This is a genomic window from Bordetella genomosp. 9 (genome assembly GCF_002119725.1).
Lineage (GTDB): Bacteria > Pseudomonadota > Gammaproteobacteria > Burkholderiales > Burkholderiaceae_B > Bordetella_C.
On sequence record NZ_CP021109.1, the window covers coordinates 2455536 to 2472554 of the forward strand.

At 67.0% G+C, this 17019-nt stretch carries 17 protein-coding genes; 7 read left to right on the top strand and 10 right to left on the bottom strand.

The features are described 5' to 3' along the window. Positions 1–85: 85 nt before the first annotated feature. Entirely contained in the window at positions 86–433 is a 348-nt protein-coding gene (locus tag CAL13_RS11310) for a c-type cytochrome (protein WP_086057480.1), read from the top strand. Here CAL13_RS11310 and CAL13_RS11315 read toward each other — a convergent pair. The 6 genes from CAL13_RS11315 to CAL13_RS11340 all read right to left on the bottom strand — a co-directional run bounded on the left by CAL13_RS11315 (position 372) and on the right by CAL13_RS11340 (position 5893). Then, positions 372–887: a hypothetical protein gene (locus tag CAL13_RS11315; RefSeq protein ID WP_198297628.1), complete on the bottom strand. Its 516-nt coding sequence runs from the start codon at positions 885–887 to the stop codon at positions 372–374. The two genes, CAL13_RS11310 and CAL13_RS11315, sit on opposite strands and share 62 nt — an antisense overlap. After that, the gene (locus tag CAL13_RS11320) at positions 884–1201 is read right to left on the bottom strand and encodes a hypothetical protein (protein ID WP_157664856.1); all 318 of its coding nucleotides are present in this window, start codon (positions 1199–1201) and stop codon (positions 884–886) included. Before CAL13_RS11320 ends, CAL13_RS11315 begins: the two co-directional genes overlap by 4 nt. Before the next feature lie 5 nt (positions 1202–1206). Next, positions 1207–2217, bottom strand: coding sequence for a c-type cytochrome (locus CAL13_RS11325; RefSeq protein WP_086072441.1), 1011 nt, complete (start codon positions 2215–2217; stop codon positions 1207–1209). Positions 2218–2227: 10 nt separating this feature from the next. Continuing rightward, on the bottom strand, positions 2228–3997 hold the full coding sequence (locus tag CAL13_RS11330; protein WP_086057483.1) for a GMC family oxidoreductase: 1770 nt from the start codon (positions 3995–3997) through the stop codon (positions 2228–2230). A 1-nt stretch (position 3998) separates the two neighbouring features. After that, positions 3999–4853, bottom strand: coding sequence for a gluconate 2-dehydrogenase subunit 3 family protein (locus CAL13_RS11335; RefSeq protein WP_086073611.1), 855 nt, complete (start codon positions 4851–4853; stop codon positions 3999–4001). Between the two features lie 152 nt (positions 4854–5005). Beyond that, positions 5006–5893: an SIR2 family protein gene (locus tag CAL13_RS11340; protein ID WP_086059397.1), complete on the bottom strand. Its 888-nt coding sequence runs from the start codon at positions 5891–5893 to the stop codon at positions 5006–5008. Positions 5894–6121: 228 nt separating this feature from the next. On the opposite strand from CAL13_RS11340, the gene CAL13_RS11345 reads away from it, so the two are divergent. Continuing rightward, positions 6122–7420 carry an NAD(P)H-binding protein gene (locus CAL13_RS11345; RefSeq protein ID WP_086072442.1) on the top strand — a complete coding sequence of 433 codons (1299 nt, stop codon included), beginning with the start codon at positions 6122–6124 and terminating at the stop codon, positions 7418–7420. Continuing rightward, entirely contained in the window at positions 7408–7881 is a 474-nt protein-coding gene (locus CAL13_RS11350) for a DUF2269 family protein (protein ID WP_086057485.1), read from the top strand. The genes CAL13_RS11345 and CAL13_RS11350 overlap by 13 nt, the downstream gene beginning before the upstream one ends. On the opposite strand, the gene CAL13_RS11355 is transcribed toward CAL13_RS11350, so the two are convergent. Together CAL13_RS11355 and CAL13_RS21225 are read right to left on the bottom strand one after the other, a co-directional pair. Continuing rightward, a complete protein-coding gene (locus tag CAL13_RS11355) occupies positions 7847–8140 on the bottom strand; it encodes a hypothetical protein (RefSeq protein WP_086057486.1) in 294 nt (97 codons plus the stop codon). The genes CAL13_RS11350 and CAL13_RS11355 overlap by 35 nt on opposite strands. Beyond that, positions 8137–8310 carry a hypothetical protein gene (locus CAL13_RS21225; protein ID WP_157664857.1) on the bottom strand — a complete coding sequence of 58 codons (174 nt, stop codon included), beginning with the start codon at positions 8308–8310 and terminating at the stop codon, positions 8137–8139. Before CAL13_RS21225 ends, CAL13_RS11355 begins: the two co-directional genes overlap by 4 nt. Before the next feature lie 31 nt (positions 8311–8341). Here CAL13_RS21225 and glf point away from each other — a divergent pair, with 31 nt between their 5' ends. The 3 genes from glf to CAL13_RS11370 are packed head-to-tail and all read left to right on the top strand — an operon-like array spanning position 8342 to position 13737. Further along, positions 8342–10783 carry a UDP-galactopyranose mutase gene (gene glf / locus CAL13_RS21640; RefSeq protein ID WP_086072443.1) on the top strand — a complete coding sequence of 814 codons (2442 nt, stop codon included), beginning with the start codon at positions 8342–8344 and terminating at the stop codon, positions 10781–10783. A 13-nt stretch (positions 10784–10796) separates the two neighbouring features. Beyond that, positions 10797–11942 carry a beta-glucosidase gene (locus CAL13_RS11365; RefSeq protein WP_198297839.1) on the top strand — a complete coding sequence of 382 codons (1146 nt, stop codon included), beginning with the start codon at positions 10797–10799 and terminating at the stop codon, positions 11940–11942. Between the two features lie 19 nt (positions 11943–11961). Then, complete coding sequence (locus CAL13_RS11370; RefSeq protein WP_232462364.1) at positions 11962–13737, top strand: ABC transporter ATP-binding protein; 1776 nt, start codon at positions 11962–11964, stop codon at positions 13735–13737. 15 nt (positions 13738–13752) lie between these two features. On the opposite strand, the gene CAL13_RS11375 is transcribed toward CAL13_RS11370, so the two are convergent. After that, positions 13753–15258: a tripartite tricarboxylate transporter permease gene (locus CAL13_RS11375; protein ID WP_086072444.1), complete on the bottom strand. Its 1506-nt coding sequence runs from the start codon at positions 15256–15258 to the stop codon at positions 13753–13755. 726 nt (positions 15259–15984) lie between these two features. On the opposite strand from CAL13_RS11375, the gene CAL13_RS21230 reads away from it, so the two are divergent. Further along, positions 15985–16179 carry a hypothetical protein gene (locus tag CAL13_RS21230; RefSeq protein ID WP_157664858.1) on the top strand — a complete coding sequence of 65 codons (195 nt, stop codon included), beginning with the start codon at positions 15985–15987 and terminating at the stop codon, positions 16177–16179. An 18-nt stretch (positions 16180–16197) separates the two neighbouring features. Here CAL13_RS21230 and CAL13_RS11385 read toward each other — a convergent pair whose 3' ends face one another. Continuing rightward, the gene (locus tag CAL13_RS11385; protein WP_157664859.1) at positions 16198–16941 is read right to left on the bottom strand and encodes an Hsp20/alpha crystallin family protein; all 744 of its coding nucleotides are present in this window, start codon (positions 16939–16941) and stop codon (positions 16198–16200) included. Positions 16942–17019: the final 78 nt, after the last annotated feature.

Consider the following 17019-nt stretch of genomic DNA (forward strand, 5'->3'; position numbering starts at 1 on the left):
TGCCCGGGCCGACCGGCGGCATGCAGCTTGCAATCCCCGATCCGACGGCGGCGGCCGCTGCCGTCCCTTTTTCATGAGAACCGCCATGCACAGACTTCGCTTCCTCAGTCCTTTCGCCGGCGCCATCGCCCTGACCTGTTTCCTTTCCACGGCGCAGGCCGCGCCGGATGTCGCCAAGGCCAAGCAACTTGCGACACAGCATGCCTGTCTGGGCTGCCATGCCGCCGCGAGCAAGCTCGTCGGGCCGTCATATCAGGACGTGGCAGCCAAGTACAAGGACGATCCCAACGCACGCGCGCACCTCACGCAGAAGATCAAGGCGGGCGGTTCGGGAGTCTGGGGCCCCGTGCCCATGCCGCCCAACCCCGGACTCAGCGATGCCGACGTGCAGGTGCTGGTGGATTGGGTGCTGGCGGGCGCGCCGGATCAGTAAGGCGGCGGCGCACGGCATGCGCGCCGAACAGCGCCAGGCCGAAGACGCCATACATGGCCGCCAGCGCGCCGGCGCTCAGGTGCTTTTCGAAGCCCGGCGTGAACCGCTGCGGCGTCAGCTTCAGGTCCACCGCGGCCGCTACCCCGGCGACGGTCAGCGCCAGTGCGGCCGCCCGTGGCGCGCGGTGCGCACGGTCGAACATAAGACGCTCGTAGCAGGCGGCCCACAGCATCGAGGAGCCGTGATGAATCAGATAGCCGGACACGGTATGGCGCAGCGTGAAGCCGCGCTGGCGCAGGGCTTCTTCCCGCCATAGCCAGTGACTGGGCGCGTTCACCGGCTGCGCGGGCGCGCCGCGTTCGCGGCGCCCGCACCACGCCAGAACGGCCGCCGACGCCAGGCTGGCGACGCTGCCGGACCAGAGGGTGGCAAGGCCCAGGCGCCCTGCCCTCACGCGCCGCCCACCGCCTTGATGATTTTGCCCGTCCCGCCGCATTGATCGCATGGGACATCGTCCTTGCGCCCGGTGCCGCCGCATTCCGGGCACGGCGCTTCGCCGGTCCCCGGCGTGCCGGGCGGCGCTTCGTCGCCGGGGTTCATGTTCGGATCGGTCGTATCAGCCATGATGGTCATCCCTTCGATTGCGTCATCCATGGCGCTGCGCGTCATGACCGGCATGCCGTCGATACGATCGGCGTCGGCGACGTGCCGGACGAGCCCGGCTGGCTCAGGCCCATGCAGCGTCAAATCCAGCAGACCGCGGCTCACCGCCTTCACCTGCCGGTGCTGCTGCCTGACGGCCCGCTGCCGGATCCGCCGCCACCGCCGCCGGGCCCTTGAGCGCCGCCGGTGACCGGGCCGCCCTGTTCCGTGCCCGTGCCGGAAGGCGCCGACTGTCCGGCCTGCCTGCCCGAAGGCGTCATCGCGCCTTGGGCGGCCTGCCGCCGGATCTGCATGGTGTCGTCCTGCAGATTCGCCGGCGGCGGCAACTGCGCCAGATACGCCGACAACGCGTCGATATCGCTATCGCTCAGTTTCTTGGCGATGGTCGGCATGAGCCCCGACTCGTCCGTCTTGCGCGCGTCCGTCTTGAATTCCCGCAAGGTGGCAGCCAGGTAGCCGGCATGCTGTCCCGACAGATAGGGGTAAGCCGGCGGCTCGCCCGCCCCGCCGGGGCCGTGGCAGTTGACGCAACCCTGCACCTGCAGTTTTTCATCGCCCCAGCGCACCAGCATCTCGGCCCGGCGCCTGGCGTCGGCCGACAGCGGCTGGCCGCCGGGCCCGGCCGCCGAAGGCCCTTGCGCGGACGGCCCCGACGGCGAGGCCTGCGTAGACGGCGTGGCGGGAGCCTGCAGGCTGGCGTAATAGGCGGAAACGGCCTGCCGCTCGTTCTCCGACAAGCCCTTGGCGATGGGCGCCATGATGGGATTCTGCCTGCGCCCGTCGGCATAGCCGGCCAGTTGCTCGGCCATATATGAAGCCGACTGTCCGGCCAGCCGCGGGAATCCCCCCGCGGCATTGCCTTCTCCCTGGGCGCCGTGACAGGTGACGCAGGCGGTCACGCCCTTGGTGGGATTGCCGCCGGTAGCCAGCTGCTTGCCGGCATTGACGTCGGGCGGCGGAGCGGCGGGAGCGGCCGCCGGGGCCGTTTTCCCCGCACCGGCCTGCGTGGCGGCGCCCTTGGTCTGTCCCTGCGATGATTGACCCTGCGCCAGGGCCATCGGCGCCAGCAGGCAGCCCACGACGATCGGCAAGGCGTTCGAGATTGCTGTGCGCGCGTTCATACGATCACCTTCATGCTTTCATCAGTGGGCCCGGGGACTTCACGAACTTCGACACAATCGCATCCGCCGCCCAATAGGCCAGCGCGCCCACCGTACCCGTGGGGTTATAGGAAGCGTTCTGCGGAAAGTTCGAGGCGCCGATCACGAACAGGTTGGGCAGGTCCCAGCTCTGCAGGTAGCGGTTGACCACGCTGGTCTGCGGGTCGTCGCCCATCACGGTGCCGCCGGTGTTGTGCGTGGTCTGGTACTGCGTGATCGTGTACGGCCCCTTGCGCGCCGCGCCATGCACTTCCTTGCCGCCCATGGCTTTGGCGACTTCAAGCGCACGGTCGGTCAGGAACCGGGACATTTTCAAATCGTTCTCGGGAAAGTCGAAGGTCATGCGCAGCAGCGGCTGTCCCCAGGCGTCCTTGTACGTGGGGTCCAGATCCAGGTAATTGGCGCGATGCGATACCGAACTGCCGTGCACGTTCAACACCGACGTGTGGTTGTAATGCCGGATGACGGCCTTCTTCCATTCCGAACCCCAGGCCGGCGTGCCCACCGGCGTCGGGTGGAATTCGATGGGCCGGCCATGCGACATGACTTCGCCGATATAGGCGCCGCCGACGAATCCATGCGGACCGTGGTCGAAGTTGTCCGATACGAAGTCGGACATCACCGTGCCGCACGCGCCGGATCGCATGAAGGGGTTGATGTTCACGCTTTCGTCGAAAAACACCTGTGCGGCGCTCATGGTCTGGTAGGCATAGTTGCGGCCCACCACGCCCTTCCCCGTCTTGGGATCGTAGGGTTCGCCGATGCCCGAGAGCAGCATCATGCGGACGTTGTTCAATGCGAAACCGCCCAGAATCACGATATTGGCGGGCTGCTCGAACTCGCGCCCCGCCGCATCCACATAGGTGACGCCGGTCGCGCGCTTCTTGGCCGAGTCCATATTGATGCGCAACACCTGGCATTGCGTACGCAGCTCGAAGTTCTTGTCCTTCATCAGGACCGGCAGCAGGATCGTCTGCGGCGAGGACTTCGCATAGTGCTCGCAGGCATAGCGCTCACAGAACCCGCAGAACATACAGGTGTAGAGCGTCATGCCTTCCGGGTTGGTATAGGGCTGGCTCAGGTTGGCCGAGGGCTGCGGATACGGGTGGTAGCCCAGTTCCGCGGCCGCCTTGCGGAACATCGCGGAGCCATACGGTTCTTTCATCGGCGGCGTGGGATAGTCGCGCGAACGCGGATCCTCGAAAGGGTTGCCGCCTTCGACCTTGCCGCTTTTCAGATTGCCCGCCTTTCCGCTGACGCCAAGCAGATACTCGAAGCGGTCGAAGTAAGGTTCGAGCATTTCGGCGTCCACGCCCCAGTCCTGGACCAGCAGGTCCTTGTCCATGAAGTCCTTGCCGTAGCGCTCGATGGTCCGCGTGCGCATGCGCAGGTCGGTGTCCTGGAAACGGTAGGTTTGGCCGTTCCAGTGGACCGCCGCGCCGCCCAGGCCGGTGCCCGGCAGGAAGCTTTCCCAGCGGCGGATCGGCAGGGCGACCTGGTCGCTGTTGTTGCGGAAGGTCACCGCTTCCTTGGTGTTGTCCTGCATCAGCGCCTTGCGAATGGAATACCGCAGTTCGTCATGCATGTTCGGGCCCTGGAAATCGGGCACGGTGAAGCGCGGCTCGCCGCGCTCCAGGCCGACCACATGCAGGCCGGCCTTGGTCAATTCGCGGCCCAGGATGGTGCCGACCAGGCCGACGCCGATCAGCACGGCGTCGGTTTCAGGCAATTTGGTGGCCATGTCAGCGTCCTCCTTGGGTGCGGGCCGTTCCCTGCGCAGGCGTCGCGCCGTGGTCGGGCATCGCGTCGTGGCCGGGCATGCCGGAATGACCTGGCATCTGCATCATGCCGGCCGGCGTGTTGCCCATATAGGCAGGCTGCTCGGGATGGATGTGGATCCGGCCGCGGGCGTCCTCGGCCAGGCTCATGGGCGCCCGGTTGAAGGCGACGCCATGCTGGTCCACGAGGTGGTAGTAGGTGGCGTAGGCGCCGGGGAAGCCGATCATCTTCCACGACACCATGTCCTTGTTGCCGCCGTAGACCGGATCGCTCAGGAACCCTTCCACGGTCATGGCCCAAAGCGACTCGAAGAACACGTTCGACGGTACGCCGTTGAGGTCGCGCTTGCTTTCCTGGAGCTCGCGCAGATAGGCGTCCTGGGCGGCGGCATCGCGTTTCTCGAATGGCGTGCCGCCATCCTTGCCGCCTTCGTCGCGCAGTGCGCGCATGGCGGTGCGGAACAACTCCGCCGGCGTGAACGGCAGCTGATAGCCCTGCGTCGGTTCACCCTGGCGCCATGGCCCGCTGCGATACAGGCGTTCGCCGGCGCCCCATGCGCCATCCAGCTGTTTGTCGATGTAATTCGGCACCCCGGCCTCGAGCGCGCCCGGTCCCGCGTCATCGGCGGGAATCAGGCGCGCCACCGCGGCCTCTATGAAGGACGCCTCTTCCGGCGTCAGAAAGACGTACTGCGGCTGCTCGGCTTCCCGTGAAGACGGGTCGGGCGCCGGATTGGCGGCAAGCGCGGCGGGAGAAGTGGATACGGTCGCGGCGGCCAGGCCGGCGCTTTTGAGGAAATTACGTCTGGACGGGATCATGGCGGGCTCCTGAAGCGCGCCCTCATCCGCAACGATCGTTCCCATCCGCCTGCTGCCGCACGAATGGCGCTTCGCCCCTGCACCCGCGCCGTAAAGCGCCATATGCGAAGCTGAGTATGGGTTACGCGCCCGTTGTACCGAATGCGCGCCGTTCAGCCGCCCGTGGCCAGTTCACGCATAAAGCGCAGCAATGCGTTGCCGGGGTCGTCATCATGCCGGGCAATGACCTGGATGCCCCATTGCGCCAGCACCGCATTGGCGACGGGGTTGTCCTGGTGCCAAACGATGTAGGAAGGCGGGCGCTCGTCGGCGGCGCGGTAGCCGCTCCAGGCCTTGGCGAGCTTCCAGAACAGCAGCCGGATGTTGATATCCGAAATGCTGTACCCGATGAAGAGCACCGGATGCACCAGCAGGTCGGCGCGCAATCGTATGTCCAGCGGCGACTCCAGGCCCAGCCGCTCGAAGTAGCTCGTTTCGTCCAGCACCATGGAATCCGCATCGTCCAGGTCGCCATGGAACTTGACGATGCGCCGCGCGCCGTTCACCGGCCGCGCCAGGTCCTTCACGTTGGAGATCTTCACATAGGGCTTGCCGTAGGCGTCGTGGGCGGCCTCCAGCCAGCGATCGAAGTTCGTCGTGTAGATGCTGTGGAAGCGGCCCTGCACGATCAGGCGATGGATCTCCGATTGGCGGATGTCGATTTCCGATCGATGCCATTCGCGCTGCATCCATTCGTGCAATGGCCCGATGCCGCGCCGCAGACGGTAGTACTCGGCCAGGGCCCGCACGTCGCCATAGTCGCAGAAGGTGCGGGGATCCTCGCGCAGATGCCGCGCCATCTCGGCGGCCAGTTGCGGTCCCGTGGGCAGCCCCAGGCCGGCCGATACGCCGGCGCCCGCGAAAAGAATCAGGCGCCCATCGTCATAGGCCTGCCGCAACGCATCCAGCGACGCATCGGCGGCGGCCGCGACGGCCGTCCGCCCACTTTCATTTTTCCCGCTTGCGGATGTCGGAGATTCGGTTTGGCTGCAATTCTGCATGACTTGCTTCAAGGCTTCGTACGCGACGGGCCGCGGATTGCGCCGGCCCGTCGCGCTGCCGGCCGCCGGTCTCACCACCTTGACCTCCTCGGCGTGCTGGCCGCCTCACCATGGCAAGCGCCATACCCATTGCGCCTTTCGTCGCCATCCATGAATACACACCGATGAGCGCGGGCATGGGGGCTGCTGTACCGGCGCACCGGCCCGCGGGCCCACCGCCTATCCACCATGCGAATACTGTTGACCGGCGCGACCGGTTTCATTGGACGCAGGCTTGCCGCCGCCTTGCTGGCGCAGGGCCACCGCCTGCGATGCGTCAGCCGCTCGCCCGCCCCGCAGATCGCCAACGCCGGCGCGGCAACGTGGGTGCAGCTGGACTTCGCGCGCATGACCAGCGCGGCGCATTGGGTGGATGCCCTGGAAGGATGCGACGTCGTGATCAACGCGGCGGGCATTCTGCGCTCACAAGGAAGCAACACCCTGGAGCGCGTCCATGCGGAAGCGCCCTGCGCCCTGTTTCAGGCCGCACGCGCGCGCGGGATCGAACGCGTCATCCATATCTCCGCACTGGGCGCGGACGAGGCCGCGGCGTCGGCCTATCACCGCACCAAGAAGGCCGGCGACGACTGCCTGCGCCGCCTGGGCATTGCGCACTGCATCGTCCAGCCTTCCCTGGTGTTCGGCCTGGACGGGGCCAGCGCCCAGCTCTTCATGAGAATGGCCGCCATGCCTGTGATTCCGTTGCCGGGACGCGGCGAAGCGATGATCCAGCCGGTTCACGTCGACGATCTTGTGCAGGCGGTCCTGGCGTTGCTGCGAACCCCTGCCGCCGATATGCCGCCCGTGCTGGCCGTGACCGGCCCCAGCCCGATGACGCTGCGCGCGTATTACGCAGGCCTGCGCGACGCCATGCGCATCGCCGCGCCGGCGCGCTTCCTGCCGGTTCCCGCGCCAGCCATGCGCCTGGCGGCGCGTGCCGGCGACAGGCTGGGCCTGGCGATGCTCAACAGCGAGACGCTCGGCATGCTCGCCCGCGGCAATACCGGCGACCCGCGGCCGCTGACGCGCCTGCTGGGCCGCGAGCCGCGCGCGCCGCACGCGTTCCTGGATGCCGATTGCGCCGCCGCCGTAGGGGCACGGGCGCGCATGGCCTGGCTGCTGCCGCTTCTGCGAGCCTCCATCGCATTGGTGTGGATCGTAACGGCCATCGTGTCCGCGTTCGGCTATCCGCTGAGCGAAAGCCATGACTTGCTGCGGCGCGCCGGCGTGCCGGAGGCCATGCTGGCCTGGGCGCTGTACGGCGCCATCGCGCTCGATCTGCTGTTCGGGGTCGCGGTGCTATGGCCGCGCCGTCCGCGCTGGATATGGGTCGCCCAGGCGCTTCTGGTCATCGGCTACACCGCGATCATTTCGGTGCGCCTGCCCGAATTCTGGCTGCATCCCTACGGGCCCATCGTCAAGAACGCCCCGTTCCTCGCCGCGTTGTGGCTGCTATACGAAATGGACGAAAAGCCTTGGAAATCGTAATCGTCAAGTGGATCCATATCATCTCGTCGACGCTGCTCTTTGGCACCGGCATCGGCAGCGCCTTCTACCTGCTGGCCGCGACGCTGAACGGCGACGCGCGCGTCGTGGCCGCGGTAAGCCGCTTCGTGGTGCGGGCCGATTGGATGTTCACCGCCACGACCGCCGTCATCCAACCGGTATCGGGCGCCTGGCTGGCATGGCGTTACGGCATCGGCATGGAAGCCACGTGGATCCGGGTTTCCGTCGCCTTGTACGTGGTTGCCATTGCGTGCTGGCTGCCGGTTGTGGGGCTGCAGATCAAGCTTCGCGATCTGGCGCAACAGGCGGTGCGCGATCCCGATCACCCCGCGCAATTGCCATCGGCGTATTGGCGCTACTTCCGGATGTGGTTCGCCCTGGGCATCCCCGCCTTTTTCGCTTTCCTGGCTATTTTCTATCTGATGACGGCGAAGACGCCGTAGCGATGTGCCCGGCCGCGCGCACGTCTTCAGGGCTCAACATGATGTCGCCCTGCCCGCGCGCGCCGACGATCTGCGCCACCGAATGAATGGCCCGGAAATTGGCGCGGTAGGCCGCGATCATGCCGGCCGGACTGCCGTCCGACCCGAAGTATTCCGCCAAAGTCTCCCCGCTGACGCGTACAGTGCGCGTGGCGTCGGGGAAGTGCATGACGAAGCGGACATTGCCGTTTTCGACCTGGGCGTCGGAATCGAAGCTCATCGCTGCTCCTTTTGCGTGAAGACGTGAAAGGCAAACTCATCCATGAAAAAAAGCGCCAGCACGAACGCGATGCCGGCGATGCGGCCCCGCGCACGCGCTGTGCCAGCGGCGCCGCAAAAACCAAGCGGGCATGGCATCTGCGTACCCCGGGCCGCCCACACGGCGTCCATCCCATTCCCGCCCCCTCCTTTCGAGGTCACTATGTGTTCGCTAGCATCCCAGCGCGTCGGCACCGGCGCCGCACGGCCATTCGCGCATTCCGCGCCCCCCACCCGGACTTCCACCGCGCGCCCCGATTTGCTGTGCTTCTCGCACTTGCGCTGGAATTTCGTCTATCAGCGGCCGCAGCACCTCCTGTCGCGCTTTGCGCGCACCCACCGCGTCTACTACATCGAAGAGCCGGTGGAAACCGACGACCGGGACGCGTGGCTGGAACGCCATGTGGTCGACGGCGGCATCACGGTATTGGTCCCGAGGCTCCCCAAAGGCTGGGGCGGGGAACAGGCGCAGGCCGAACAACGGCGCCTGCTCGATATTGTCGTGCGGGACGACGCCATCGAGCCGGCCGTGCTTTGGTACTACACGCCGATGGCGCTCGGGTTTTCCGATCACCTGGCCGCCGAATTGACGGTGTATGACTGCATGGACGAACTGTCCGCATTTCGCGGCGCGCCCCCCCACCTGACGGAGCGCGAGAGCGAATTGCTGCGCCGCGCCGACATCGTGTTCACGGGCGGCTACAGCCTTTACGAGGCCAAGCGGGCGCGGCATGCGAACGTCCACGCCTTCCCCAGCAGCGTCGATGTGGCCCACTTCCGGCGTGCGCGCCACACCGGCGGCGAGCCCGAGGACCAGCGCGGCATTCCTTACCCGCGCCTGGGCTTCTATGGCGTGCTGGACGAACGCTTCGATACGCGCCTGGTCGGCGAGATTGCCGCCGCGCGGCCCGACTGGCATCTGGTTTTCGTCGGCCCGGTGGTCAAGATCGACCCGGCGACGCTGCCGCGTGCGGACAACATCCATTATCTCGGGCCCAGGCCCTACGAGGCCCTGCCCGATTACCTGGGCGGCTGGCAGGTGGCGCTGATGCCGTTCGCGCTGAACGAATCGACACGCTTCATCAGCCCGACGAAAACGCCGGAGTTCCTGGCGGCGGCGCGCCCGGTGGTCAGCACGCCGATCAAGGACGTGGTGCGCAGCTACGGCGCCTGCCCCATGGTGCGCATCGCCGAAGATGCGCCCGCGTTTTTGCTGGCCATCGAACAGGCGCTGGACGATGCGCGGCGCCCGGAGGCGCTGGCGGGCCTGGCCGACATGGCGTTGACCGATATGTCGTGGGACCGCACCTGGAACGAGATGGCGCTGCTGATGGCCGACGCGGCCCGTCGTTCGGCACAGCGGCGTGTCCTGCCATTGCATGCGCGCGGCAACGACAGGAAGCCCGGCGCCGCGAGGAGCGAGGAAAGCCGGCCCGCCAGCGGCCCGCGTTTTCCGCGGCGCAAAGCGGACTACGACTATCTGATCGTGGGCGCGGGTTTCGCCGGCAGCGTGCTGGCCGAACGCCTGGCGGCCGGACTGGACCAGCGCGTGCTGGTCATCGACCGCCGCCCGCATATCGGGGGCAATGCCTACGACTACGTGAATGACGACGGCATCCTGGTGCACCGGTACGGGCCGCACATTTTCCATACCAATTCGGAGCCGGTCGTCCAGTATCTGTCGCGCTTCACCGAATGGCGTCCTTACGAGCACCGGGTGCTGGCCAGCGTGGACGGCATGCTGGTGCCCATGCCGATCAACCTGACCACGCTTTCCATGCTGTATGGCCAGGACTTCACCAGCGAGACGGCCGCCGCCTTCCTGGCCCAGCGCGCCGAAACGCATTTGCAGATCGCCAACGCCCAAGACATGGTGGTGTCGCAGGTGGGACGCGAGCTGTACGAAAAGTTTTTCCGCGGCTACACGCGCAAGCAATGGGGCCTGGACCCGTCGGAACTGGACCGCAGCGTGACCGCACGGGTGCCGACGCGCACGTCGCACGACGACCGCTACTTCGTGGACCGCTTCCAGGCCATGCCGCGGGATGGCTACACCAGCATGTTCGAGAAGATGCTGGCGCACCCGAACATCGATGTACGGCTGTCCACGGACTTTCGGGATCTGCGCGACGATCCGCCGGCCAGGAAGCTTGTCTATACCGGCCCCATCGACGAGTACTTCGACCACTGCCATGGCCCCCTGCCCTATCGCTCGCTGGTCTTCCGCCATACCACCGTGGATACGGAACGCTTCCAACCGGTCGCCGTGGTCAACTACCCGTCCGAAGACGTGCCGTACACGCGCATCACGGAATACAAGCACCTGACCGGGCAGCAACACGCCAAGACCAGCCTGACCTACGAGTACCCCAGCGCGGAGGGGGATCCCTACTACCCCGTCCCGCGTCCCGAGAACGCGCTGCTGTATCGCCGTTACCAGGCGCTGGCCGACCAGCATCCCGACGTGCTGTTCGTGGGCAGGCTTGCCACCTACAAGTACTACAACATGGACCAGGTCGTGGCGCAGGCGCTCGCCACCTACACGCGCATCGAAGCGCAATCCCGCGCGGGGGCGGCCGCGGCGCCGCAGCCCGCGGTCGCCTGAAGGGAGCCGCGCCATGCCGCAATTCCGCAGTTTCATGCAGGGTGGCTTCGAATGTTCCACCCTGCGGCTGCCCGACGGCCGCCAGCGCGACCTGCTCGAAAGCACAGGACACGCCCGCTACCCGCTGTCCGACTATCAGGCGCTGGCCGGCCTGGGCATCCGTACCGTCCGCGACGGCCTGCGCTGGCACCTGATCGAACAACGCCAGGGCGAGTACGACTGGGGCAGCTTCCTGCCGCAGCTGCAGGCGGCCGCGCGGGCCGGCACGCAAGTCATTTGGGACCTGTGCCACTACGGCTGGCCGCCCTTTCTCGACATCTGGAGCCCGCGGTTCCCGGAAAGCTTTGCCCGTTTCGCAGCGGCGGCCGCGGCCCTGGTGCGCGACAACTATCCGGACACCCCGTTCTACTGTCCCGTCAACGAGGTTTCGTTCTGGGCCTGGGGCGGCGGCGACATGGCGTGCTTCGCGCCCTGCACCACGGGTCGGGGCGGCGAACTGAAGCGCCAGCTCGTCGCCGCCAGCCTGGCCGCGATGCGCGCGATCCGGGACGTCGATCCTCGCGCGCGCTTCGTGCTCGCCGATCCCATCATCCGCGTCATTCCGGCGCGGCCCGAAGACGAGGCGGCGGCCGATGCCGCCACGCAGGCGCAGTACGAGGGCTGGGACATGATGGCGGGCATGGCACGCCCGGATCTGGGCGGCAGCCCGGACTTTCTGGACGTCGTCGGCGTCAATTTCTACGGCCACAACCAGTGGTATTTGGACGGCCCGACCATCCGCCGCGGGGAACCCGGCTACGTGCCCCTGCGCGCCTTGCTCGCCGAGGTGTACGAGCGCTATGGCCGCGCCATCCTGATCACGGAAACCGGCGCCGAAGGCGACCGCCGCGCCCCCTGGCTGCGGTACGTGGGCGAGGAAGTGGAGGCCGCCATGGCGGCCGGCGTACCGATCCAAGGCATCTGCCTTTATCCGGTCACCGACTATCCCGGCTGGGACGATGACCGCCATTGCCCTACCGGGCTGCTTGGCCTGCCCGACGCGGCCGGGCACCGGGCGGTGGACCTGCCGACGGCCGCGGAGATGGCGAATCTGCAACGCCGCTTCCACACCGCCCATGGCGGACAGACCGCCGACAGCCGCCGCCTCGCCGCTCCCTGAACACTCGATGCATACCGCCATGAATCCGGGCACTCTCCCTTCGCGTCCCCTGGCCTTTCTCTTCCGTTACGTCAGGGCCCGGCCGGTCAGCTTCGGCTGTCTGGCGCTGCTCATCGTCAGCGCGGCGAGCTGCGCCGTACTCGTGCAGTACGGGATGAAGCTCATCGTCGACGCGATGAGCGCCGCGGACCGGCAGGCCGCCGACATCTGGCATCCGCTGGCGTACTTCCTCGGGTTGATCGCCCTGGAAAGCGCGTTGTGGCGCGGCGGCGGGTGGCTTGGGTGCCGCACCATCGTCGCCTCTTGCGCCGACATGCGGATCGACCTTTTCGACCACCTTACCGGCCATTCGCTGCCGTTCTTCAAGCGGCATCTGACGGGATCGCTGGGCAATCGCATCTCGGCCACGTCCACCGCGAGCAGCATCATCTACGGCACGCTCACCTGGAACGTCATGCCGCCCTGCGTGGAGTTCATCGGCGCCACGGTGGTGCTGCTGTCCATCGACTGGCGCCTGGCGCTGGCGCTGATGGCATTCGTCGCGCTGGTCGCCTCCGTGATCGTGCTGTTCGGCGTGCGCGGCCGCCAGCTGCACGAAACCTACGGGATGCATGCGTCCCGCGTGGGCGGCGAGATCGTCGACACGGTTTCGAACATCTGGGCCGTGCAGGCGTTCGCCGCGCGCAGCCGGGAAAGCGATCGCCTGAAGTGGCAGGTGCAGCAGGAAGCGCGCGCGCAGCGCCGCAGCTGGATGTACCTGGAAAAGGCGCGCGTGATGCACGACATCTGCCTGTGGATCATGGCCGGATCCATGCTCTGCTGGGCGCTGTACGCCTGGCGGCGCGAAGCCATGAGCACGGGCGACGTGGTGGTGGTCAGCGCGCTCGCCTTCCGCATCCTGCATGGCTCGCGCGACCTGGCGCTGGCGCTGGTGGGGACGGCGCAGCAGTTTGGCGTGATCGCGGAAATGCTAAGCGTGGTGGCGCAGCCGCACGGGATGGCGGACCGGCCTGACGCGCGGCCCTACCGGCCCGCCGGCGGCGAGATCGAGTTCAACAACGTGGACTACGCCTATCCGGACGGCCACGTGGTGTTCCGGGGACTCAATCTTCGTATTCCGGCCGGACAGAAGGTGGGCATCGTGGGGCCTTCCGGCGCAGGGAAATCGACCCTGCTGACGCTGCTGCAGCGGCTGGACGACGTGACCGCCGGCGCTATCGTGCTGGACGGCCAGCCCATCACGGCGCTGACGCGCGACAGCCTGCGGCAGGCGATTTCGGTGGTGCCGCAGGAAGTGCCGCTGTTCCGGCGCACCATCATGGAGAACATCCGCTATGGACGGCCGGACGCCACGGACGAAGAGGTTTACGAGGCGGCGCGGCTGGCCAACTGCGAGGAATTCATCGAACAGCTGCCCGACGGCTACCAGACCCTGCTGGTGGAACGGGGCGCGTCGCTGTCGGGCGGCCAGCGGCAACGGCTGTCGATGGCCCGGGCATTCCTGAAGAACGCGCCCATCCTGATCTTGGACGAAGCGACGTCTTCACTGGACAGCCGGTCGGAGGAACGCGTGCAGCAGGCGCTGGCCGGCTTGATGCGGAACCGCACTGTGCTGGCGGCGGCGCATCGGCTGTCGACGCTGTCGCGCTTCGATCGGATCATCGTGCTGGACGAAGGTCGCATCGTGGAAGACGGCACCCCCGACGCACTGCGCGCCCGCGATGGCCTGTTCAGCAAGCTGTGGCGTATGCAAAGCCAGGAAGCGCCCCTGGAGGAAAGCCTGTCGGCCCGCTAGCGCTTCGCAGCTGGCTCAGCCTTCTTCCGCGAAGGCCTGTTCGCGCCCGCGGCGGATGGACGGCAAGGCGACGATCACGACCAGCAGCACCGCGGCGGCCAGCAGCGCGGCCGATATCGGACGCTCGATGAACGTGGCGAAGTCCCCGCGCGACAGCAGCAGCGCCCGGCGAAAGTTCTCCTCCATCATGGGCCCGAGAACCAGCCCCAGCAGCAGCGGCGCGCCTTCGCATTTGAGCTTGGCCCACAGGTAGCCCACCGCGCCGAAGGCGGCCGTTACGTAGATGTCGAAGGCGTTGTAGTTGAGCGAATAGACGCCGATGCTGCAGAAGATGAGGATGGCGGGATAAAGGATGCGGTACGGGACCTTCAGCAGTTTGACCCAGATGCCGATGAGCGGCAGATTCAGCACCACCAGCATCATGTTGCCCAGCCACATCGATACGATCAGCCCCCAGAAGAGGTCCGGATGGCTGGACATGACCTGCGGGCCGGGCTGGATGTTGTGGATGGTCATGGCGCCGACCATCAGGGCCATGACGGCGTTGCCCGGGATGCCCAGGGTGAGCAGCGGGATGAACGATGTCTGGGCGCCTGCGTTGTTGGCCGATTCGGGTCCGGCCAGTCCGGCCGGATGGCCTTTGCCGAAGCGCTCGGGCTCGCGCGATACCTTTTTCTCCAGGGTGTAGGAGGCGAACGCGGACAGCGTGGCGCCGCCGCCCGGCAGGATGCCAAGGCAGGAGCCAAGCACGGTGCCGCGCAGTATGGCGGGCGCGGCTTCGCGGAATTCGCTGCGGCTGGGATACAGCGAGCCGACCTTGCCGGCGATTTCGACGCGGTTTTCCTTCAGTTCGAGGTTGCTGAGGATTTCGGCGAAGCCGAACACGCCCATGGCGACGATGGCGAAGTCGATGCCGTCCTGCAGCTCGGGGATGCCGAAGTCGTAACGGGCGACGCCCGAGTTGACGTCGGTGCCGACCATGCCCAGCAGCAGTCCCAAAATGATCATCGCAATGGCCTTGACCAGCGAGCCGGACGCGAGCACGACGGCGCCCACCAGGCCCAATGTCATTAGCGAAAAGTATTCGGCGGGGCCGAACAGGAAGGCGACTTCGGCGAGCGGGGGCGCGAAGGCGGCGAGGATGGTCGTGGCGACGGTGCCGGCGAAGAACGACCCGATGGCCGCCAGCGCCAGGGCCGCCCCTGCCCGGCCGTTCTTGGCCATCTGGTGGCCATCCAATGTGGTGACGACGGCCGAGGTTTCGCCTGGCAGGTTGACGAGGATCGCGGTGGTGGAGCCGCCGTACTGGGTGCCGTAGTAGATGCCGGCGAGCATGATGAGGCCGGCGACGGGAGGAAGCACGTAGGTGATCGGAAGGAGCATCGCGATGGTGGGCACGGGGCCCAGACCGGGCAGGACGCCGACCAGCGTGCCGAGGATGCAGCCCAATAGCGCGTAGGCAAGGTTTTCGGGGGAGAAGGCGACCGAGAAGCCGAGGGCCAGGTGTTGCAATAGATCCATGGTTATCGTTCCTCCGACCTGACGGCGCGAGCGTCCCGCAACGCATGCGTCGTTAAGGAATCAGCAAGGTAATTGAAATGTATTCGACAGGTAGCATACGGAGGGGTGGGGGGCGTGGATAGTAGGGATATCTCGTAGGGCGATATATATATTTTGGCGGTGGCTGTTGGGGGGATGTGGGGGTTTGTCGTCCTTGGTGATTTTGTGCTTTGGGGGGCTTTTGCGGGGCTTGGGTCTGTACGTCGGGATTTTGCTTGGGCCGTCTGGCGGGGTTTTGCTGGGGCCGTCTGGCGGGGTTTTGCTGGGGCCGTCTGGCGGGGTTTTGCTGGGGCCGTCTGGCGGGGTTTTGCTGGGGCCGTCTGGCGGGGTGGGCATTGGCCCTGTCCGGCCCGGTCGGCCGGTCCGGCGCCCGGGCGCCGGACACCGCTGCGCTCGCTTCGTCCGGCGGCCGCTGGCGGGCAGTGCCCGCGTCCAGAGCCGTGCGGCTCGCCTTCCTTCAGCGTCCGCTCGCTCGGCCTCCGACGGGCCGGACAGGGCCAATGCCCACCCCGCCAGACTCGGTCTTGCCTTTGCCACGGGAAGCTGGGACGGGTGGGGTTCTTGCGCTTTGTGGGAAGCGTTGCGGGTTGGTTGAAGGGTTTGCGGGGCCCGGTCATCGCGCCCGCCCTGCGCGGGCGCGATGACCTTACGCGGTTTGCCTGGTTGTCGGGGGGTTGCAGCGGCGGGTTGGGTTTGGACGTTGTCGTGCGGGTTCTCTTTTCCGTGCGGTTGTTTGTGCTTTTGTTCGTGCCCTTGTTCGTGCCCTTGTTCGTGCCCCTGTTCGTGCCCCTGTCCGTGCCCCTGTCCGTGCCCCTGTCCGTGCCCTTGTCCGTGCTCCTGTCCGTGCCCTTGTCCGTGCTCCTGCCCGTGCTCTTCTCTTGAGCGCGGGCGTGCAAGGGGTCAGGGGGGACCGCCCTCTTCGCTTCCGGGGGCGCCGGCGCTGCCGGTGCTGCCCGCCGCGCTGGGCATGGTTGTTCCCCCGGCGTTTGCTGAGGCGGCTTGGGTGGTCGGCTGGGCTTGGGATGCCGTCTGGCCCTGGCCCGCCATCTGGCCTTGGCTGGCCATTTGGCCTTGACGCTCGAATTGGCCCTGGCCTTCCATTTGCAGCGGCTGCGGTCCGTTCTGCGCGCTGCTGCGCACTTCGATGCGCCGGCTGCCCGCGCTTTCGGGCATGCGGCCGAGGCGGACGGTGAGGACGCCGTTTTCGAGGGATGCCTGCGTGCGTTCGGGGTCGGGGGTGAACGGAAGAGCGACCTGACGCTGGAAGCGGCCGTAGCTGCGTTCCGACAGATGCATGTTGTTTTGCCGCTGATCGTTGCTGCTCTTCTTTTCGCCGCTGATGACCAGCGTGTCGCCCATGAGGCGGACGTCCAGGTCCTCCTGGCGCACGCCGGGCAGCTCGACGGAAACGCAAAGCTCGGAACCCTGTTCGCACACTTCGATCTGCGGCATGGCGCCAAACGCCGAGGCGGCGCTCATGCCCCACCCGCCCAGCATGCTGTTGAAGAGGCGATCCAGTTCCTGATGCAATTCCATGATGGGGGAAGCCGGCCATTGGCGGCCCGACAAAGCGAGATTGCGTGATGCCATAGTTGCCTCCGTGGGCGTGGACGAAACGGCGCCCGATTCATGACTGGGTTCCATCGGAGTTCCATGGCAACAGATCGGCGAGCGCGCCGTCATCGGGAGTTTCCCCAAGCCATGCGCGAGGGGCCGGCGCCA